The sequence below is a fragment of the Niastella soli genome (genome assembly GCF_017742245.1).
Taxonomy (GTDB): Bacteria; Bacteroidota; Bacteroidia; order Chitinophagales; family Chitinophagaceae; genus Niastella; species Niastella soli.
In genome coordinates this window covers 263333-281235 of record NZ_JAGHKO010000002.1, presented here as the reverse complement: position 1 = coordinate 281235, position 17903 = coordinate 263333, and the positions used below count along the sequence as shown (strand labels likewise).

The following is a 17903-nucleotide window of genomic DNA, read 5'->3' as shown; positions in this document are numbered from 1 at the left end:
GCGTTCAATGTCTTAATTTCCTGCCCCAAATAGTATCAGCATGCCACGTTCAATGTCAGTCACCCTTTCGACTCCGCTCAGGACTTTTTTATTAATTGTATTTACCGCGTTTGTACCTGTTGTACTGTTTGCCCAGAAGGGCACTAAATGGAACAGGACCGGTAATGGATATTATCAGTTTAAAGAGGGCGAACTGGATTTATATACCCTGCCCCTGCAAACGAAAACTGTGATCCTTACCAATAAGCAGTTAACCCCCGATGGAAAAACGACGCCCCTCAATGTTCGGGGTTTTAGTTTTTCAGCCGATGATAAAAAGGTGCTGCTTTTTGCCAATACCAAAAAGGTGTGGCGTTTGCAAACCCGGGGCGATTATTATGTATTCGATACTAATACCGGGAGTTTAAAAAAGCTGGGTAAGGACCGCCCGGCCTCGACCCTGATGTTTGCCAAATTTTCGCCCGATGCGTCAAAGGTGGCCTATGTAAGTGAGTATAATTTGTTTGTGGAAGACCTGGCCAGTGGAAATATACAACAGCTTACTTTGGATGGTAACCGTAAATTCATAAACGGTACGTTCGACTGGGTGTATGAAGAAGAATTCTGGTGCCGCGATGGTTTTCGCTGGAGTCCCGATAGCAAGCATATCGCTTACTGGCAAATAGATGCCCGCAAAACCAAAGATTACCTGATGATCGATAATACCGACTCTATTTATCCCTTTGCCGTACCGGTTGAATACCCCATTGCAGGCGAACCCCCATCTCCCTTTAAAATTGGGGTAGTGGATATTGCTACCGCCAAAACACAATGGATGGATATTCCCACTGACCCCGTATTGCAAAGCTATGTGCCGCGTATGGAGTGGGCTGCTAATAGCAATGAGTTGATCATTCAACATTTGAACCGGCATCAAAACCAGAGCGATCTGATGCTGTGCAACGCGCAAACAGGCGCTTCACAGGTGATCTATACCGAAAAGGATTCGGCCTGGATCGATATTCAGCCATTGTGGGATAACGATTATAGCTGGGGTGGCTGGGACTGGATCAGCGATGGCAAAGAATTTATCTGGGCTTCGGAAAAAGATGGCTGGCGCCATTTATACCGCGTTACCCGCGATGGAAAGAAAGAAGTTAAGATCACCAATGGCAATTACGACGTAATGGATATTTCGGCCATTGATGAAAAAAATGGATATGTGTATTTTCTGGCCTCGCCCAACAACGCTACTCAAAAATACCTGTACCGTACCAAATTGAATGGCAAAGGCCCGGCTGAAAGGGTGTCGCCTGCCAACCAGGAAGGAACACATGATTATGACCTGTCGCCCACAGCTGCCTATGCCCGGCATTTTTTCTCAAACATCTATACTCCCTCCACCGATGAAATGATCAGCTTACCTGATCATAAAGGCGTGAATGGGCAGCATATAGTAAACGATGCCCTTGCAAATGCCGACAAAAACTCCGGTGCCGAATTCTTTAAAGTAAAAACTGAAGAAGGCGTTGAGATGGACGGATGGATGGTGAAACCCAAAAATTTCGATCCCAACAAGAAATACCCCGTTGTATTTTATGTATATACCGAGCCCTGGGGGCAAAATGTTAGAGACGAGTATGGCGCCGCAGATCCCTTCCTGTACAAGGGCGATATGGCGGCTGACGGCTACATCTATATCTCCATCGACAACCGCGGTACACCGGTGCCTAAAGGCCGTAACTGGCGAAAGGTGATCTATCGTAACATCGGTAGAATAAACATACGCGATCAGGCAATGGCCGCTAAAGAGGTTATTAAATGGCCTTTTGTGGATACCTCCCGTATAGCAGTATGGGGATGGAGTGGGGGTGGTTCTGCCACGCTTAACCTGATGTTCCAGTTTCCGGAGATCTATAAAACCGGGATCGCTGTAGCGGCAGTAGGCAGCATCTTTACCTACGATAATATTTACCAGGAACGTTATATGGGGCTGCCCCAGGAGAACGCAGCAGACTATGTACAGGGTTCACCCGTTACGCATGCAAAAAATCTGCGTGGTAACCTGTTGTACATTCATGGTACCGGTGATGACAATGTGCACTATCAAAACGCCGAATTGTTATTGAATGAGCTGATCAAATACAATAAACAATTTCAGTTAATGAGTTACCCTAACCGCACACACAGCATTTCTGAAGGGGCCGGCACGTGGGAACACCTGAGCTCTTTATTTACAACTTATCTTAGAACGCACTGCGCACCTGGTGGCCGGTAATTGCATTCATTAGCGTTTTGCTAATTCGGCTATCCATAACAAATACGGTTTTTGATTTCGGCTAACTTTCCTAAAAAGAAGGTTATGCCGAAATCTTTACCTCTTGCTTTTATCCCCTTATTCTTTTGTGCTTCCTGCACAACCACCTTTCAGTATCCCACTCTTAGTAGTCCTCCCGCAATGCGCGACAGGCTCTCCTGGGAGGGGGTAGGGGGGTAATAGTATGAATGGGCAATAAGCAATAGGTCATGAAATTCGGGAAAATCTGAGATTCACTTTCGGCGGACGATCCTACTTCGCTAAAGCTTCTGGGTAAAGAAAAACTGGGGAGGGGGGTGAACCGAAAGGCGGGTGAGGATGTTGATAGTATCTCGAAGTTGGAACCCGGAACCTGGCGATCCGGGACCCGGAATAGGCGACCGAAAATCGCAAACAGGGCATCGTAAATGTCCCCAAACCGGAAAATTGGACCCCTGAAAGGGGCGAAAAAGTACTTTTTTTTAACTTTTTTAACCTTTCGGGAAAAAATAATTGAGAATTCTTTTGCTCAATACCTAACAACCCCTACCTTTGCATCCCCATTGGAAAAATTGGGTTTTGCAATATGTCTCAGCGAATCAGAATAAAATTACAGTCTTACGATCACAATCTGGTAGACAAATCTGCCGAGAAAATCGTAAAAACCGTTCGCAGCACAGGCGCTGTGGTAACAGGTCCTATTCCTTTACCTACACGTAAAAAGATATTCACCGTATTGCGTTCACCCCACGTGAATAAGAAGAGCCGTGAGCAGTTCCAGTTGTGCACCCACAAACGGTTATTAGATATTTATACTTCTAGCAGCCGTACAGTAGATGCGCTGAGTAAGCTTGACTTACCCAGTGGCGTTGAAGTAGAGATCAAAGCTTGATAGTATTGTATGAACCCTGTCAGGGTTCTAAAAATCCTGACAGGGTTTTTTCATAAAGTTCTTTCAATCCCATCTGTAAACTTTGTTCTTAACGGGGCAGATAAAACAGCGCTGGGTTAGCTAATTGGGAGTAGGAAGGCAAATGCCTGAATACGACTAAACAGATTAGATTAATAACTTTTTAAAATATGAACTAGCCCTTCGAGGTTAGTTTACTACCGGTACTTCCAAAATAATTTAGCGGGTTTCCCCGGGATTATTAAAACAGAAAAGGTCGGTAGCAAACGGAGATTGAAGTTGTGCATGGTTGTGCCTGTCCGCCGCCTGGTGGATAAGCGTATTAAGAACTCCCTGTTCTACAATCATTAACGCAAATGTCTCTTTAACCACGAGGGCACAAACCGAACAACGATGAAAGGAATCATTGGTAAAAAAATCGGGATGACCAGCATCTTCAGTCAAGATGGCAAGCAAACTGCCTGCACCATCATTGAAGCAGGTCCCTGCATTGTGACCCAGGTAAAAACTACCGAAACAGACGGATACAATGCTATCCAGTTAGCTTACGGTGACAAGAATGAAAAGCACACTATCGCTGCTGAAAAGAATCACTTCGCTAAGGCCAATACAGCCGCAAAGAAATTTGTTAAAGAATTCCGCAATTATTTTACTGAAAAGAATTTAGGTGATGCTATCACTGTTGACATTTTCGCTGAAGGCGAAAAAGTTGACGTTGTAGGTACTACTAAAGGAAAAGGTTTTCAGGGTGTTGTTAAACGTCACGGATTTAGTGGTGTGGGCGAACAAAGCCACGGCCAACACGACCGTCAACGTGCTCCAGGTTCAATCGGTAACTCATCAGATGCCTCTCGCGTATTCAAAGGTATGCGCATGGCGGGCCGCATGGGTAACGATCGCGTTAAAGTAAAGAGCCTGAAGATCCTGAAAGTATTCCCTGACAAGAACTACATCCTGGTGAACGGATCTGTTCCTGGCCACAATGGTGCGATAGTATACATTCAAAAATAATTTTGTTATTGCAGATTTATTCCTGGCTAAGGTTGGGAGGTAATCTTAAATATAAAGTACGATGCAAGTAGATGTTTTAAGTATAAAGGGTGCAAAAACCGGTCGTTCTGTTGATTTAGCCGATGATATCTTCGGAACAGAGCCGAACAACCACGTTGTTTACCTGGCTGTAAAGCAATATCTGGCCGCACAACGCCAAGGTACGCACAAAGTGAAAACCCGCTTGGAAGTTAAAGGTTCAAGCAAAAAATTGCACCGTCAGAAGGGTACTGGTGGCAGCCGTAAAGGTAACATCCGTAACCCGCTGTTCAAAGGTGGTGGTACCATCTTCGGGCCTAAACCCCGCGATTACGATTTCAAGCTGAACCGTAAGGTAAAAGACCTCGCCAAGATCAGCGCGCTGTCTTATAAAGCAAAAGAAAGTGCAATCGTGATAGTGGAAGATATCAACCTGGCTGCTCCTAAAACAAAGCAGTTTGTTGAGATCATGACTGCCCTGAAGATCGACAATAAAAAAGCATTGGTGATTTTACCTGAGTATAACGAGAACCTGCAGTTGAGCGTTCGTAATATTCCAAATGCATTGGGTATTCAGTTCGCAGATATCAACACATACGATATCGTGAATGCCGATGTATTGTTATTTACAGAAAGCACTGCCAAGTTGTTCAGTGAAGAAGGTGTAGAAGCGTAATTCATCAAATTTTCAAAAACGTTATTATGAAACTCACGGAAGTATTAATAAAACCAATCGTTACCGAAAAAAGCAATAAGCTGTCTGATGCTAAAAGAACTTTTGCTTTTCGTGTAAACCGCAAAGCCAACAAACTGGAAATTAAAAAAGCAGTTGAAAGCTTTTACGGTGTAAACGTAACAGAGGTAAATACGGTGGTAGTACCTGGAAAGGCAAAGAACCGGTTCACTAAATCGGGCTTTATTTCCGGTGTAAAACCAGCTTATAAAAAAGCGTATGTGAAAGTAGCAGAAGGTGAGAGCATTGATCTGTACGCTAACATCTAATCCTAACCGTTAGCGTTAGGATAAAGAATGGCGAGTCAATCGCCGCAAAGAATTGACAAAAGATTTTATCACGATATTATAAGAAGAAAACATGGCACTGAAAAAATACAAACCGATTACAGCCGGTACGCGTTGGAGAATCGGTAATGCGTATGCTGAAATCACTACTAATGAACCAGAAAAGAGTCTGCTGGAGAGTGTAAAATCAACCGGTGGTCGTAACGTTCAAGGTAGAAGATCTATGCGTTATATGGGTGGCGGACACAAGAAGATGTTCCGTATCATCGACTTCAAACGTAACAAAAAAGATATTCCTGGTACAGTAGCTTCTATTGAATACGATCCAAACCGTACTGCATTTATCGCTTTGATAAACTACAAAGACGGTGAAAAAAGATATATTCTGGCTCCCCAGGGCTTACAGGTTGGCGCCACTATTTTGTCTGGCGACGCAGTAGCTCCTGAAGTTGGTAATGCGCTTCAAATGAAGAACATGCCACTGGGTACCAACGTACACAACATTGAAATGCAGCCTGGTCAGGGTGGTAAGCTGGTACGCAGTGCCGGTACATCAGCTCAACTGGCCAACAAAGAAGAGAAATATGCTGTATTGAAAATGCCTTCTGGTGAATTGAGAAAGATCCTCATCAACTGCTTTGCTACTGTAGGTGTAGTAAGTAACGGTGACCATAACCTCGAAATGATGGGTAAAGCTGGTCGTAACCGTTGGAGAGGTATCCGTCCTCGCAACCGTGGTGTAGCGATGAACCCTGTAGATCACCCAATGGGTGGTGGTGAAGGTAAATCTTCAGGTGGTCACCCACGTTCTAGAACCGGTAAATACGCCAAAGGTCTGAAAACTCGTCAAAGAGGTAAAGGAAGCGATAAGTTGATCATTCAACGTAAGAACGGTAAAAAATTAGCCAAGTAATTGTTGAGTATCAAATTTTCAAACTAACAGAATCAAATCTTAGATATGGCTCGTTCAATTAAAAAAGGTCCTTACGTAGCCTCCAATTTGGAGAACAAAGTATTGGGTATCAATGATGGTAAAGTAAAGAAAGGTGTGATCAAAACCTGGAGCCGTCGTTCTACCATTACTCCAGATTTTGTAGGCCACACTTTTGCTGTGCACAATGGCAACAAATTCATACCAGTATATGTAACCGAGTTCATGGTTGGACATAAGCTGGGCGAATTTGCTCCTACCCGCCAGTTCAAAGGACACTCTAGTAAAAAAGTTGGTTAATAATTTCATTATTCCAGGTTGAAAGGACCCGGGATCAGAAATCAGAAATAATAAAAATGGAAGCTGTAGCAAAACTTAGAAACTATCCCACATCACCCCGCAGAATGCGTTTGCTGGCTGATGAAATACGTGGTGTTGACGTGGAAAAAGCATTAGCGTTGCTGGAATTTCATCCTCAACACTCTGCCACTCCACTGCTTAAATTATTAAAGAGCGCCATTAATAACTGGGAGCAAAAGAATGAAGGACAAAGCGCTGCTGATGCCGGTTTAAAAGTGAAAACGATTTTTGTTGACGGCGCCCGTACTTTGAAAAGAATGTTACCCGCTCCGCAAGGCCGTGCATATCGCCTTCGCAAGCGCAGTAACCACGTAACCATAATCGTTGATGTTAAATAATTAGCTCAAATTTTCAAATTATAATAAATGGGTCAGAAAACGAATCCTATTGGTGCCAGGTTAGGGATTATCCGCGGTTGGGAATCTAACTGGTATGGTAACAAAAAAGATTTTTCTACCAAGTTGATCGAGGATAACAAGATCAGAACTTACTTGAATGCCCGTATCAATAAAGGTGGTATCTCTAAAATAGTTATTGAGCGCACGCTGAATAAACTGATTGTTACCATTCATACTTCCAAACCTGGTATTATCATAGGTAAAGGTGGGAATGAGGTTGATCGCATTAAAGAAGAGTTGAAGAAATTAACTGGTAAAGAAGATGTGCAGATCAACATTCTTGAAATTCGTCGCCCCGAGTTGGACGCTATGATCGTAGGTGATACCATCGCCCGTCAGATCGAAAATCGTATCAACTACAAACGCGCCATTAAAATGGCTATCGCTTCTGCACTGCGCATGGGTGCTGAAGGTATCAAAATAAAGATCAGCGGACGTTTGGGTGGTGCTGAAATCGCCCGTACTGAAGAGATCAAACAAGGTCGCACTCCATTACATACCCTGCGTATGGATATCGATTATGCAAACGTATTTGCATTGACCGTTTACGGTAAGATCGGTATCAAAGTATGGATCTGTAAAGGTGAAGTACTGGGTAAAAGAGACCTGAATCCGAACCTCGTTGGTGGTAAGAGCGATGTAAACGACAGAAGAGACAGAAGAGAAGGAGAAGGTGGTGAAAGTCGTGGTCATCGTGGTGGTGGAGATCGCAGAGGTGGTGGTGACAGAAGACATCACGGTGGTGGTGGAGATCGCAGAGGTGGCGACAGAAACAGACAACAAGACTAATTTGAAAGGCTTTTTCAAATTAACCAATTTTCAAATTTTCAAATTTTAGATAAATGTTACAGCCAAAAAGGACGAAACACCGGAAAGCTCAGAAGGGCCGCATCCGCGAAGTAGCAAAACGTGGTACTACCATCGCTTTTGGTTCTTTCGGTTTGAAATCCCAGGAAGCTATCTGGTTAACAAATCGTCAGATCGAAGCTGCACGTCAGGCATTGACCCGCGCCATGAAGCGTGAAGGTAATGTTTGGATCCGCGTATTCCCTGATAAACCAATTACCCGCAAGCCACTTGAAGTGCGTATGGGTAAAGGTAAAGGTAACCCTGAATTCTGGGCTGCTGTAGTTGAACCAGGTCGTATCATCTTTGAATGTGATGGTGTTCCTGAACAAGTAGCAAAAGATGCTCTGGAACTGGCGGCACAAAAACTGCCCATCAAAACCAAGTTCATCGTAAGACGCGATTATAGTGCATAATATGCTAATCCCTGCTAAAGTCGGGATGCGCTAATTATCAATTTTCAAATAAAGAATAATGTCAAAGAAAATAGATTTCAATAAGAGCGTGAAGGAAATGAGTGCGGATGATCTGAAAGCCCGCATTCAGGAAGATGAACTGCGTTTGAAAAAGCTGGAGTTCGCTCATGCCATTTCTCCTTTGGAGAACCCAATGAGCATCCGTGACCTGCGCAGAGATGTGGCTCGTTTAAAAACAGAATTAAGAAACAAGGAACTGGCAAAATAATGTGCTAATTAGCCAATGTGCTAATATGCTAGTTGGTTTTAATTATCACATTAGCTAATTACCAAATTATCAAATTTATTATAATGCTCGACAGAAATTTGCGTAAAACGAGAATCGGGACTGTAACCAGCAACAGAATGGAGAAAACCATCACTGTTTCTGTAGAAAGAAGAGTAAAACACCCGATCTATGGTAAGTTCGTAAAAAAGACTACTAAATTCCATGCTCATGATGAAAAGAATGAGTGCACCATAGGCGATACTGTACGTATTATGGAAACCCGCCCTCTGAGCAAAACTAAGCGGTGGAGACTGGTAGAGGTAGTAGAAAAGGCGAAGTAATAAGCTGTTGGCTGTAAGCGGTTAGCTGTAAGCCAACGACGATTTCAAATAAATTTTTAATCATCGGTATTTGTCCCGATACCCTCGGGGCTAAAGGCTGAGAGCTAAAAGCTAAAACAATGATTCAGCAAGAGTCTAGATTAAATGTAGCTGATAACAGTGGCGCCAAGGAAGTACTGTGTATCCGTGTATTGGGTAACAGCGGCCAGGATTACGCCAAAATAGGCGATAAAATTGTAGTAACCGTAAAGGATGCTATTCCTGCCGGTGGTATTAAAAAAGGTACTGTTGTTAAAGCGGTAATTGTTCGCACTAAAAATAAATTACGCCGCAAAGACGGATCTTATATCCGGTTTGATGACAATGCCGTAGTGTTGTTGAATCAGTCTGATGAGCCTCGCGGTACCCGTATCTTCGGACCAGTAGCCAGAGAGTTGCGTGATAAAGGATACATGAAGATCATTTCTTTGGCACCCGAAGTACTTTAAAATAAAGCTGAAGGCTGAACGCAGAACGCTAAACGTTGAAATGCAGAAAGCCTGAAGTTTTCGATAAACATAAATTCGAAACAGCGTTATGCGTGGAGCGTTAAGCGTTAAGCACATTTCGCGTTAAGCTTAAATAAAATGAGCAACAGATTCAAACCTAAGTTTAATATTAAAAAAGGCGACACCGTAGTAGTTATTGCCGGTGATGATAAAGACGCTACTAAGCCCCGCAAAGTTTTGGAAGTATTTCCAGAAAAATCTCGCGTGCTGGTTGAAGGCGTAAACATTGTTACCCGCCATACCAAACCTTCGGCACGTAACACCCGTGGCGGTATCGTTAAAAAAGAAGCTGCTATTCACATTTCTAATGTGATGTTGTGGGATGCTAAAGCCGGCGCCGGCGTAAAAGTTAAACGCAGCCGTGAAAACGGTAAGCTGGTGCGTATTTCTAAAGAAACTGGTGAAGCAATTAAATAATTATCGATTATCAATTGTGTTATGCTGAGTGCTCAAAACATGAAACATAACACGCTAAGCTAAATAAGATGTCTACAACAAAATATAGTCCCAGGCTGGCAGATAAGTACAAAAAAGAAGTTGTACCTGCTTTAATGAAACGTTTTAGTTATAGTACGGTGATGCAGTGCCCCAAATTGGAAAAGATCTGTATCAACCGTGGTGTGAATGGTGCCGTTTCTGATAAAAAGCTCGTGGATGTGGCCATTGAAGAGCTGACTATGGTCTCTGGTCAGAAGGCTATCCCTACAATGTCTAAAAAAGACATTTCTAACTTTAAATTGCGTAAAAACATGCCAATTGGTGCCCGCGTAACGTTACGTGGTACCAAAATGTATGAGTTCCTCGACAGGCTGATCGCTACCTCATTGCCCCGTGTACGTGACTTCAAAGGGATCAATGAGAAAGCTTTCGATGGCCGTGGTAACTATACTTTAGGCGTTACCGAGCAGATCATTTTCCCTGAGATCGATATCGACAAAGTGAACAAGATCACCGGTATGGATATTACGTTTGTAACTACTGCCCAAACCAATGAAGAAGCGTATGAGCTGTTGAAAGAGTTGGGCATGCCGTTCAAAGGAGCTAAAAAAGATTAAGAACATCCCGATCACAATCGGGATTCATCTATACATTTAGAAATCTCAAAACGTAAAATAAATTATGGCTAAAGAGTCAGTTAAAGCCAGACAAAAGAAAAGAGAACGTATGGTTGAGCAACATGCTGAAAAGCGTGCTGCCCTGAAAGCTGCCGGCGATTGGAAAGCACTGGACGAAATGCCGAAGAATTCTTCGAAAGTTCGCCTGAAAAATCGTTGTCAGTTAACCGGCCGTCCCAAAGGATACATCCGTTACTTTGGTGTAAGTCGTGTTACGTTCCGTGAAATGGCGTTGAATGGCAAAATTCCAGGTGTTAGAAAAGCATCCTGGTAAGGTGAATCCCGATCTTATCGGGAAAGCCTCACAAGACATGAGAGTAAGCCTGTACCTGTAAACAGGAACTACTCTTGAATAAAATTGTAAAACTGAATTAACTAAAAATACACATGGTTACTGATCCCATAGCAGATTACCTGACAAGAGTTCGTAATGCACAGATGGCTGGCCACCGGATCGTTGAGATCCCGGCTTCTAATCTGAAAAAACGTATTACTGAAATATTGTACGATCAGGGATACATTCTGAAATACAAATTTGAGGATGATAACAAACAAGGTCTTATCAAAATAGCCTTGAAGTACGATCCTCAAAGTAAAGAGCCTGCTATCAAATCTCTGGAAAGAGTTAGCCGTCCTGGTTTGCGTCAGTATGCCAGCCCTGCTGAATTCAAAAGAGTGAAAAATGGTCTGGGCGTTGCTATTGTGAGCACATCACAAGGTGTAATGACCGACAAACAAGCCAAAAGCCAGAACGTTGGCGGCGAAGTTCTTTGCTACATCTATTAATATCAATAATGTGCAAATTTTCGGATTTGCACATTGTTCTCCAATACATTAAGCCCTTACCTATAGGGGCTGACCGGTTGGCTGAACAGGAAACTATATATAAATAAACTAAAAACTGATTAGTTATGTCTCGTATAGGTAAAAAACCAGTACCGGTTGTAGGTGGTGTTACCATTACTGTAAGTGGTGATAATGTGATCACTGTTAAAGGTCCTAAAGGCGAATTGAAACAATCAATCGATCGCGATATTAAAGTGGCTGTAGAAAATGGTGAAGTTGTATTCACTCGTCCTACCGACCAGATCCGTCACCGTGCCATGCATGGTTTGTACCGTGCACTGGTAGCCAACATGGTAAAGGGTGTTACTGAAGGTTACACAAAGAAACTGGAGTTAGTGGGTGTGGGTTATAAAGCAAGCAATCAGGGTAACATGCTCGACTTGTCGCTCGGTTACTCTCACAATATTTTGTTCGAGATCCCTAAAGAATTGAAAGTTGCTACTCAACAGGAAAAAGGGGAGAACCCAAAAATTACCCTGGAAGGTATTGACAAACAATTATTAGGACAGGTAGCCGCTAAATTACGCAGCTTACGTAAACCTGAGCCTTACAAAGGAAAAGGTGTTAAATACGTTGGCGAAGTTATTCGTCGTAAAGCTGGTAAAGCTGCCGGTAAATAATCAATGGGTCAATGTGCTAATGAGGCAACTCATTAGCACATTGATCAATTTTCAAATTCTCAAATTAGCTCTCCGGCAGTATCGGGGAACACAAAATAAAAGCAATGAATACCAAATTAGAACAAAGGCAGAAGATCCGCTACCGCATCCGTAAAAAGATTGCAGGTACTGCCGAGAAACCAAGATTGGCTATTTTTCGCAGTAACAGCGACATCTATGCTCAATTGATCGATGACACTAAAGGGTTTACTCTGGCGTCTGCCTCTTCACGTGATAAGGATATCAGTGCACAGAAAGGAACCAAAGTGGAAAAAAGCAAACTGGTTGGTCAGGCTGTTGCCCGTAAAGCAAAAGAACTGGGTATTGCCAAGATCGTTTTCGATCGCGGTGGTAACCTGTACCATGGCCGTGTAAAAGCAGTTGCTGAAGGTGCACGTGAAAGCGGATTAGAATTTTAAGACAGTTCACATTTTACAATTCCGATAATTTCAAATAGAAATAATGGCAAAAGTTAATTTAAACAGGGTTAAAGCCGGAGATATTGAACTGAAAGAGAAGGTGGTGGCTATTAACCGCGTGGTAAAAACAACCAAAGGTGGTCGTGCTTTCAGTTTCTCTGCCCTGGTAGTGGTAGGTAACGGAAATGGTGTTGTAGGTCATGGTCTTGGAAAAGCAAAAGAAGTACAGGAAGCAATTACCAAAGGTATCGAAGACGCCAAAAAGAACCTGATTAAAGTGCCTATCATGCACGGAACTATTCCCCACGACCAATGGGCGAAAGAAGGTGCTGCCAAAGTATTGATCAAACCTGCTGCCCATGGTACTGGTGTGATCGCCGGAGGTAGCATGCGTGCTGTGCTGGAAAGCGCCGGTATTACCGACGTTCTGGCTAAATCACTGGGTTCTGCTAACCCTCACAACGTGGTTAAAGCTACTTTTAAATCATTAGCTTTATTGCGTGAGCCGGTTACTGTTGCCCGTCAGCGTAAACTGAACCTGAAGAAAGTATTTAACGGATAATGTCGCGCGTCGGTAATCCCGGCAATCGACCATCATAACTAAGTTGAATCATGAAAAAGATAAAGATCACTTTAGTAAAAAGTCCTATTGACAGACCTGAGCGCCAAAAACTGACATTGCAGGCGTTGGGCTTGAATAAGACGAATTCTTCGAAAGAAGTAGAAGCAACTCCTCAAATTCTGGGTATGGTTCGCAAAGTGACCCACCTGATAACTGTTGAGGAGCTGGCATAAAAACACTTATTAGCCAAAATTTCTAATAAAAAGCAGTCATTTCTTATGGATTTGATTGCTTTTGATGTTAGTAAATCATTATTTTCGCGGCCGCTTGTAGCGAATTAGTACATTTTTAAAAATGCGAGGGGCGATTCCCCGTAAGTAAAAATCAATTACAATGAAATTACATGAATTAAGGCCTGCCAAAGGCGCAACGCACAGAGAAAAACGTTTAGGTCGTGGTGAAGCTTCCGGTAAAGGTGGAACTTCTACAAAAGGTAACAAGGGTGGTCAGAGCCGTGCTGGTTATCAACGTAAAAACGCGCATGAAGGTGGTCAGATGCCTATTCAACGTCGTTTGCCAAAACGTGGTTTCAAAAACCCATTCCGTGTTGAATATAAAGTGTTTAACCTGGGTCAAATTGATCACTTGGTAGAAAAATATGAATTGACAGAAATTTCTCACGACTCATTGAGAGAGTGGGGTCTGGCTGGTCAAACAGATAAAATAAAAATATTAGGTAACGGTGAACTGAAGAGCAAGGTAGCTTTCAAAGTAAGCGCAATTAGCGAAAAAGCTAAACAAGCAGTTGAAGCGGCAGGCGGTTCAGTGGAAATTGTAAAGTAATTTTGTGTAACTTGCATAGACGCATTAAATCAATGCGTCTTTTTTTCTTCTTTGAGGGAAATCTAAAAATCTTGGTAAATCCGTGAAAAAGTTTATACAAACACTAAAGAATATCTGGGGGATTGACGAACTGAGGAGTAAAATTCTGGTGACAATTACCCTGATAGCCGTTTACCGCTTTGGAACACACATTGTTCTACCCGGTATCGACCCCGAAAAAATCACCGTTAATCAGGCTGGTGGCGGTATCCTTGGATTGATCGATGCTTTTGCCGGCGGCGCCTTTCACCAGGCTTCTATCCTGGCGCTCGGGATCATGCCATATATCTCTGCATCAATCTTCATTCAATTGATGACCATCCTGTATCCACCTTTTCAGAAATTGCAAAAGGAAGGAGACAGTGGTCGTAAGAAGATCAATCAATACACCCGTTATCTCACCGTTCTGGTAACCATTTTACAGGCCAGCGCTTATGTAGCATTCCTGAATACTACAAACGCACAGGCTATGGTAGAATCTTATAAACCCTTCTTCTGGGTTTCTACCACTGTCATCCTTACAGCAGGTACCCTGTTTGTAATGTGGCTTGGTGAAAAGATCACAGATAAAGGTTTGGGTAATGGTAGCTCAGTGATCATCATGGTGGGTATCCTGGCTCGTTTCCCTCAATCACTTTGGCAAGAGTGGAGCGCCCGCTCAAACAGAGGCGGTGGCGGTTTGTTGATCTTTGTGATTGAAATTGCTATCCTGGTTGCGATCATTATGGGCCTGATCATCCTGATCCAGGGTGTTCGAAAAGTGCCTGTTCAATATGCCAAGCAAATTGTAGGTAACCGCCAGTTCGGTGGCGCCCGCCAGTTCCTGCCTTTAAAGGTGAACAGCGCTGGTGTAATGCCTATCATCTTTGCCCAGGCCATCATGTTCCTGCCAACCCTGTTGAGCAACTTTGACTCAACTAAAGGCCTGGCTGCAGTGTTTGGTAATCACAGTAACTACTGGTATATGGTCATTTATGCGGTAATGGTAATTGGTTTTACCTTCCTGTATACCGCTTTGATCTTTAACCCAAAACAAATTGCTGACGATCTGAAACGTAATAACGGTTTCATTCCCGGTGTAAAACCAGGTCAACCTACAGCCGATTACATCGGTGCGGTGATGGATAAAATAACCTTCCCAGGTGCGGTATTGCTGGCGCTGGTAGGTATTTTACCAGGTTTTGCTCAAAGAATGAGCGTACAACAATCGTTCTCTTCTTTCTTTGGAGGTACCTCCCTGCTGATCATGGTAGGGGTAATTCTGGATACTCTGCAACAGATAGAAACTCAGTTGTTGATGCGCCAATACGATGGCTTGATGAAGAGTGGACGAATTCAGGGACGCCAACAGGTTACCCCGGCTTCCTCTATCTAACAAAATATTTCTCAGCAAACAAAACCTGACAACTTATTGTATTAGTTGTCAGGTTTTGTATTAATATAAATTAGTGAGATGATCTATTATAAAACGGAAGCGGAAATTGCCTTGATGCGGGAAAGCGCTTTACTGGTAAGTAAAACACTGGCGCATATTGCCGGCATCTTAAAACCTGGTATCACTACACTTTCTCTGGATAAAACAATTGGCGAGTTTATTCGCGATCACCAGGCTGAACCTACATTTCTTAATTATAAAGGCTATCCCTTTAATTCCTGTATCTCCGTGAATGATGTGGTGGTGCATGGCTTTCCTGGCAATGATGAGTTGAAAGAAGGGGATATCATTTCTGTAGATATCGGGACCTATAAAAATGGTTACCATGGCGACCATGCCTATACATTCGCGATCGGTGATCCCGGCGACGAGGTAATGAAGCTGATAAAGATCACCAAAGAATCGTTATACAAAGGCATTGAAAAAGCAGTGGCCGGCAATCGTATTGGCGACATTGCCTATGCCATACAGGAACATACTGAGAAAAAACATGGTTATGGCGTTGTGCGGGAACTGGTAGGGCACGGGCTGGGAAGATCCCTGCACGAAGACCCACAGGTGCCCAATTATGGTCGCAAGGGTATAGGGCCGGTTTTGCGTGAAGGACTGGTGCTGGCTATTGAACCTATGATCAACATGGGTAAGAAAGATGTATATACAGAAGAGGACGGCTGGACGGTTCGTACCGTTGATCACAAGCCTTCTGTTCACTTTGAACATGATGTATGTGTGCGTAAAGGAAAAGCTGATATCCTGAGCGATTACAGCATCATTGAAGCAGTGGAGAAAAACAATCCCAATTTACATACCAAGGATTAAGTAATAAGTGAGTGAAGCAACAAAAAGACTGGTAGTTATAGGAGGCGGGGCGGCTGGATTTTTTTGTGCGGTGAATGCTGCCCGCATGTTTCCTTCTCTCGAAGTACTCCTTCTCGAAAAAACAGGCAAGCTGCTTTCAAAAGTAAAAGTATCTGGCGGCGGCCGGTGTAACGTTACCCATTCCTGTTTTTCTATTCCCGATATGGTGCGCAATTATCCCCGGGGCACCAATTTTCTGAAAAAGACATTTCATCAATTCTTTACCACTGATACCATTCAATGGTATGCCGATAGGGGCGTGCCATTGAAGAAAGAAGACGATGGGCGGATGTTTCCCGTTACCAATTCTTCTCAAACAATTATAGATTGTTTGATGCGTGAGGCAAACAAGTATGGGGTTGATATTAGAATGATGGCTGATGTAAGGAGTTTGAAGCGTGAAGCTGGAGGTATGTTTACCCTTGAGCTGTCTGAAGGCCGGTCGCTTACCTGCGATTTCGTTGTCATTGCCTGCGGTGGATATCATAAACTTTCCCAGTTCAGCTGGTTGCAGCAATTAGGCCATACCATTGCAGAACCAGTGCCCTCCCTGTTCACATTTAATATGCCGGGAAACGCCATTACACAGTTAATGGGCGTGTCTGTGCCAGAGGCAGCCATAAAGATAGCTGGCAGTAATTTAACGGCTAAAGGGCCTTTGCTGATCACCCATTGGGGATTGAGCGGTCCCGCGGTGTTGCGGCTATCGGCCTGGGGAGCGCGGCAACTGGCAACAGACAACTGGCAATTTGCAATAATTGTTAGCTGGTTACCTGACTACAACGAACAATCATTGCGGGAATACCTGCAACAACTGCGTTTCGATATTGCTTCTCAAAAGATTGGGAACAGAAATCCTTTTAATCTGCCGCAACGGTTATGGCAGTACTTACTGCAACAATCAGGTATCGATGAAGATAAACGCTGGGCCGATCTTCCGGCAAAAGAGCAGAACAAGCTGATCGCAAATTGTTGTGCACAGGAATTTAAGATACAGGGTAAAACAACTTTTAAAGAAGAGTTTGTAACGGCGGGCGGTATTCAGCTATCGGAGGTTGATGCCAATACTATGCAAAGCAAACTGGTGCCGCATTTATATTTCGCCGGAGAAATACTGGACGTAGATGGCATTACAGGCGGGTTTAACTTTCAACATGCCTGGACGAGTGGATATATTGCTGCGAAAGCAATTGCCAAGGAAATGGAAGGGGAGTAAGTCCGAGATATCCCGGACTCCCTGGCTTCCTGGTTTTTTTGATTTATTTCGCTTGCTCTTGCTCCTGTTCTTGTGGAAAACCCAATAATCTTCTGTGATAAGTGATCTGTCCTATATGGTAGTTCAGATGGGTGAGCATGTGCAGCAATAAATATTCAGTTGTTACTGTTTCGCCATTAATAGGCAATGGATAATTTTTTTCCAGTTCTTTTTTACTGGTTTGTTCCAATGCATCTTTCACGGCTACTTTAGCATTCTCTATTTCATTTAACAGCTTGTGTTTGCTGATATTTTTCAAATTGAATTCTGCTTCCCGGTTCCTTATGTAACCCGATTCACCCAGTACTGCGCCGATAAAATGTTGCAGGCTGCCGGTACAGTGTAAACACAGGTTGCCGCCGCTGTTCTTGATACCATCTTTTACCACCCAAAGACTGCTGTCGTCTGGGTACTGGGAAATTTCTTCAGTCAGCTTATTCAGGTCCCGCTCAAATAAAGTGATCAAAACTGGTGTAATCATAACAAATAGTCAGTTGAAATAATTTTCGATAAAAGTAAAAAGAAAAAGT

Annotated in this window: 26 protein-coding genes; 25 read left to right on the top strand and 1 reads right to left on the bottom strand. The window is 43.3% G+C overall.

Translation table 11 applies throughout. The features are described from left to right. The first annotated feature begins 40 nt into the window (after nt 1-40). From J7I42_RS13750 to J7I42_RS13630, 25 genes are all read left to right on the top strand, one after another. Nucleotides 41-2257: a S9 family peptidase gene (locus J7I42_RS13750; RefSeq protein WP_209139388.1), complete on the top strand. Its 2217-nt coding sequence runs from the start codon at nt 41-43 to the stop codon at nt 2255-2257. A 604-nt stretch (nt 2258-2861) separates the two neighbouring features. Beyond that, the gene (rpsJ, locus tag J7I42_RS13745; RefSeq protein WP_014220852.1) at nt 2862-3167 is read left to right on the top strand and encodes a 30S ribosomal protein S10; all 306 of its coding nucleotides are present in this window, start codon (nt 2862-2864) and stop codon (nt 3165-3167) included. 411 nt (nt 3168-3578) lie between these two features. Beyond that, complete coding sequence (gene rplC, locus J7I42_RS13740) at nt 3579-4196, top strand: 50S ribosomal protein L3 (protein WP_207513200.1); 618 nt, start codon at nt 3579-3581, stop codon at nt 4194-4196. Nucleotides 4197-4257: 61 nt separating this feature from the next. Continuing rightward, complete coding sequence (rplD, locus tag J7I42_RS13735; RefSeq protein ID WP_209139387.1) at nt 4258-4890, top strand: 50S ribosomal protein L4; 633 nt, start codon at nt 4258-4260, stop codon at nt 4888-4890. A 26-nt stretch (nt 4891-4916) separates the two neighbouring features. After that, entirely contained in the window at nt 4917-5216 is a 300-nt protein-coding gene (gene rplW, locus J7I42_RS13730; RefSeq protein WP_209139386.1) for a 50S ribosomal protein L23, read from the top strand. 91 nt (nt 5217-5307) lie between these two features. Then, nucleotides 5308-6147 (top strand): 50S ribosomal protein L2, encoded by an 840-nt coding sequence (rplB, locus tag J7I42_RS13725; RefSeq protein ID WP_209139385.1) that lies wholly within the window; start codon nt 5308-5310, stop codon nt 6145-6147. A 45-nt stretch (nt 6148-6192) separates the two neighbouring features. After that, nucleotides 6193-6465 carry a 30S ribosomal protein S19 gene (gene rpsS, locus J7I42_RS13720; RefSeq protein ID WP_209139384.1) on the top strand — a complete coding sequence of 91 codons (273 nt, stop codon included), beginning with the start codon at nt 6193-6195 and terminating at the stop codon, nt 6463-6465. Between the two features lie 56 nt (nt 6466-6521). Next, nucleotides 6522-6863, top strand: a complete 342-nt coding sequence (gene rplV, locus J7I42_RS13715) for a 50S ribosomal protein L22 (protein ID WP_014220846.1) — start codon at nt 6522-6524, stop codon at nt 6861-6863. Between the two features lie 27 nt (nt 6864-6890). Beyond that, nucleotides 6891-7712: a 30S ribosomal protein S3 gene (gene rpsC, locus J7I42_RS13710; RefSeq protein WP_209139383.1), complete on the top strand. Its 822-nt coding sequence runs from the start codon at nt 6891-6893 to the stop codon at nt 7710-7712. 53 nt (nt 7713-7765) lie between these two features. Then, nucleotides 7766-8185, top strand: coding sequence for a 50S ribosomal protein L16 (rplP, locus tag J7I42_RS13705; protein ID WP_209139382.1), 420 nt, complete (start codon nt 7766-7768; stop codon nt 8183-8185). Between the two features lie 58 nt (nt 8186-8243). Beyond that, nucleotides 8244-8453 carry a 50S ribosomal protein L29 gene (gene rpmC, locus J7I42_RS13700; protein WP_014220843.1) on the top strand — a complete coding sequence of 70 codons (210 nt, stop codon included), beginning with the start codon at nt 8244-8246 and terminating at the stop codon, nt 8451-8453. A gap of 83 nt (nt 8454-8536) precedes the next feature. After that, nucleotides 8537-8794 (top strand): 30S ribosomal protein S17, encoded by a 258-nt coding sequence (gene rpsQ / locus J7I42_RS13695; protein WP_209139381.1) that lies wholly within the window; start codon nt 8537-8539, stop codon nt 8792-8794. 119 nt (nt 8795-8913) lie between these two features. Then, nucleotides 8914-9282 carry a 50S ribosomal protein L14 gene (rplN, locus tag J7I42_RS13690; protein WP_081198362.1) on the top strand — a complete coding sequence of 123 codons (369 nt, stop codon included), beginning with the start codon at nt 8914-8916 and terminating at the stop codon, nt 9280-9282. A gap of 138 nt (nt 9283-9420) precedes the next feature. Next, nucleotides 9421-9759, top strand: a complete 339-nt coding sequence (gene rplX, locus J7I42_RS13685) for a 50S ribosomal protein L24 (RefSeq protein WP_209139380.1) — start codon at nt 9421-9423, stop codon at nt 9757-9759. Between the two features lie 68 nt (nt 9760-9827). Then, on the top strand, nt 9828-10397 hold the full coding sequence (rplE, locus tag J7I42_RS13680; RefSeq protein ID WP_209139379.1) for a 50S ribosomal protein L5: 570 nt from the start codon (nt 9828-9830) through the stop codon (nt 10395-10397). A 64-nt stretch (nt 10398-10461) separates the two neighbouring features. Then, nucleotides 10462-10731 (top strand): 30S ribosomal protein S14, encoded by a 270-nt coding sequence (rpsN, locus tag J7I42_RS13675; protein ID WP_209139378.1) that lies wholly within the window; start codon nt 10462-10464, stop codon nt 10729-10731. Between the two features lie 113 nt (nt 10732-10844). Next, on the top strand, nt 10845-11243 hold the full coding sequence (rpsH, locus tag J7I42_RS13670; RefSeq protein WP_209139377.1) for a 30S ribosomal protein S8: 399 nt from the start codon (nt 10845-10847) through the stop codon (nt 11241-11243). A 125-nt stretch (nt 11244-11368) separates the two neighbouring features. Continuing rightward, complete coding sequence (rplF, locus tag J7I42_RS13665) at nt 11369-11923, top strand: 50S ribosomal protein L6 (protein WP_209139376.1); 555 nt, start codon at nt 11369-11371, stop codon at nt 11921-11923. Between the two features lie 104 nt (nt 11924-12027). Beyond that, nucleotides 12028-12381 (top strand): 50S ribosomal protein L18, encoded by a 354-nt coding sequence (gene rplR / locus J7I42_RS13660; RefSeq protein ID WP_236065489.1) that lies wholly within the window; start codon nt 12028-12030, stop codon nt 12379-12381. A 43-nt stretch (nt 12382-12424) separates the two neighbouring features. Beyond that, nucleotides 12425-12943, top strand: coding sequence for a 30S ribosomal protein S5 (gene rpsE, locus J7I42_RS13655; protein WP_014220834.1), 519 nt, complete (start codon nt 12425-12427; stop codon nt 12941-12943). A gap of 50 nt (nt 12944-12993) precedes the next feature. Continuing rightward, the gene (gene rpmD, locus J7I42_RS13650; protein WP_236065488.1) at nt 12994-13176 is read left to right on the top strand and encodes a 50S ribosomal protein L30; all 183 of its coding nucleotides are present in this window, start codon (nt 12994-12996) and stop codon (nt 13174-13176) included. 160 nt (nt 13177-13336) lie between these two features. Continuing rightward, entirely contained in the window at nt 13337-13786 is a 450-nt protein-coding gene (gene rplO / locus J7I42_RS13645; RefSeq protein WP_209139375.1) for a 50S ribosomal protein L15, read from the top strand. An 82-nt stretch (nt 13787-13868) separates the two neighbouring features. Next, the gene (secY, locus tag J7I42_RS13640; protein WP_209139374.1) at nt 13869-15200 is read left to right on the top strand and encodes a preprotein translocase subunit SecY; all 1332 of its coding nucleotides are present in this window, start codon (nt 13869-13871) and stop codon (nt 15198-15200) included. A 78-nt stretch (nt 15201-15278) separates the two neighbouring features. Then, nucleotides 15279-16079, top strand: coding sequence for a type I methionyl aminopeptidase (map, locus tag J7I42_RS13635; RefSeq protein ID WP_209139373.1), 801 nt, complete (start codon nt 15279-15281; stop codon nt 16077-16079). 7 nt (nt 16080-16086) lie between these two features. Continuing rightward, a complete protein-coding gene (locus J7I42_RS13630) occupies nt 16087-17334 on the top strand; it encodes a BaiN/RdsA family NAD(P)/FAD-dependent oxidoreductase (RefSeq protein ID WP_209139372.1) in 1248 nt (415 codons plus the stop codon). A gap of 43 nt (nt 17335-17377) precedes the next feature. Here J7I42_RS13630 and J7I42_RS13625 read toward each other — a convergent pair whose 3' ends face one another. Beyond that, nucleotides 17378-17854: a DinB family protein gene (locus J7I42_RS13625; RefSeq protein ID WP_209139371.1), complete on the bottom strand. Its 477-nt coding sequence runs from the start codon at nt 17852-17854 to the stop codon at nt 17378-17380. Between the last annotated feature and the right edge of the window lie 49 nt (nt 17855-17903).

Bases quoted from the DNA above. Each gene is read 5' to 3' on its own strand.
- rpsN (WP_209139378.1), top strand. From the start codon at position 10,462: ATGGCTAAAGAGTCAGTTAAAGCCAGACAAAAGAAAAGAGAACGTATG.
- rplP (WP_209139382.1), top strand. From the start codon at position 7,766: ATGTTACAGCCAAAAAGGACGAAACACCGGAAAGCTCAGAAGGGCCGC.
- rplV (WP_014220846.1), top strand. From the start codon at position 6,522: ATGGAAGCTGTAGCAAAACTTAGAAACTATCCCACATCACCCCGCAGA.
- rplD (WP_209139387.1), top strand. From the start codon at position 4,258: ATGCAAGTAGATGTTTTAAGTATAAAGGGTGCAAAAACCGGTCGTTCT.
- J7I42_RS13625 (WP_209139371.1), bottom strand. From the start codon at position 17,854: ATGATTACACCAGTTTTGATCACTTTATTTGAGCGGGACCTGAATAAG.
- rpsQ (WP_209139381.1), top strand. From the start codon at position 8,537: ATGCTCGACAGAAATTTGCGTAAAACGAGAATCGGGACTGTAACCAGC.
- rpsC (WP_209139383.1), top strand. From the start codon at position 6,891: ATGGGTCAGAAAACGAATCCTATTGGTGCCAGGTTAGGGATTATCCGC.
- rpsS (WP_209139384.1), top strand. From the start codon at position 6,193: ATGGCTCGTTCAATTAAAAAAGGTCCTTACGTAGCCTCCAATTTGGAG.
- rplN (WP_081198362.1), top strand. From the start codon at position 8,914: ATGATTCAGCAAGAGTCTAGATTAAATGTAGCTGATAACAGTGGCGCC.
- rplE (WP_209139379.1), top strand. From the start codon at position 9,828: ATGTCTACAACAAAATATAGTCCCAGGCTGGCAGATAAGTACAAAAAA.
- rpmD (WP_236065488.1), top strand. From the start codon at position 12,994: ATGAAAAAGATAAAGATCACTTTAGTAAAAAGTCCTATTGACAGACCT.
- rplW (WP_209139386.1), top strand. From the start codon at position 4,917: ATGAAACTCACGGAAGTATTAATAAAACCAATCGTTACCGAAAAAAGC.
- rpsH (WP_209139377.1), top strand. From the start codon at position 10,845: ATGGTTACTGATCCCATAGCAGATTACCTGACAAGAGTTCGTAATGCA.
- map (WP_209139373.1), top strand. From the start codon at position 15,279: ATGATCTATTATAAAACGGAAGCGGAAATTGCCTTGATGCGGGAAAGC.
- rplF (WP_209139376.1), top strand. From the start codon at position 11,369: ATGTCTCGTATAGGTAAAAAACCAGTACCGGTTGTAGGTGGTGTTACC.
- rpsE (WP_014220834.1), top strand. From the start codon at position 12,425: ATGGCAAAAGTTAATTTAAACAGGGTTAAAGCCGGAGATATTGAACTG.
- rpsJ (WP_014220852.1), top strand. From the start codon at position 2,862: ATGTCTCAGCGAATCAGAATAAAATTACAGTCTTACGATCACAATCTG.
- J7I42_RS13750 (WP_209139388.1), top strand. From the start codon at position 41: ATGCCACGTTCAATGTCAGTCACCCTTTCGACTCCGCTCAGGACTTTT.
- rplR (WP_236065489.1), top strand. From the start codon at position 12,028: ATGAATACCAAATTAGAACAAAGGCAGAAGATCCGCTACCGCATCCGT.
- rpmC (WP_014220843.1), top strand. From the start codon at position 8,244: ATGTCAAAGAAAATAGATTTCAATAAGAGCGTGAAGGAAATGAGTGCG.
- rplO (WP_209139375.1), top strand. From the start codon at position 13,337: ATGAAATTACATGAATTAAGGCCTGCCAAAGGCGCAACGCACAGAGAA.
- rplB (WP_209139385.1), top strand. From the start codon at position 5,308: ATGGCACTGAAAAAATACAAACCGATTACAGCCGGTACGCGTTGGAGA.
- rplC (WP_207513200.1), top strand. From the start codon at position 3,579: ATGAAAGGAATCATTGGTAAAAAAATCGGGATGACCAGCATCTTCAGT.
- rplX (WP_209139380.1), top strand. From the start codon at position 9,421: ATGAGCAACAGATTCAAACCTAAGTTTAATATTAAAAAAGGCGACACC.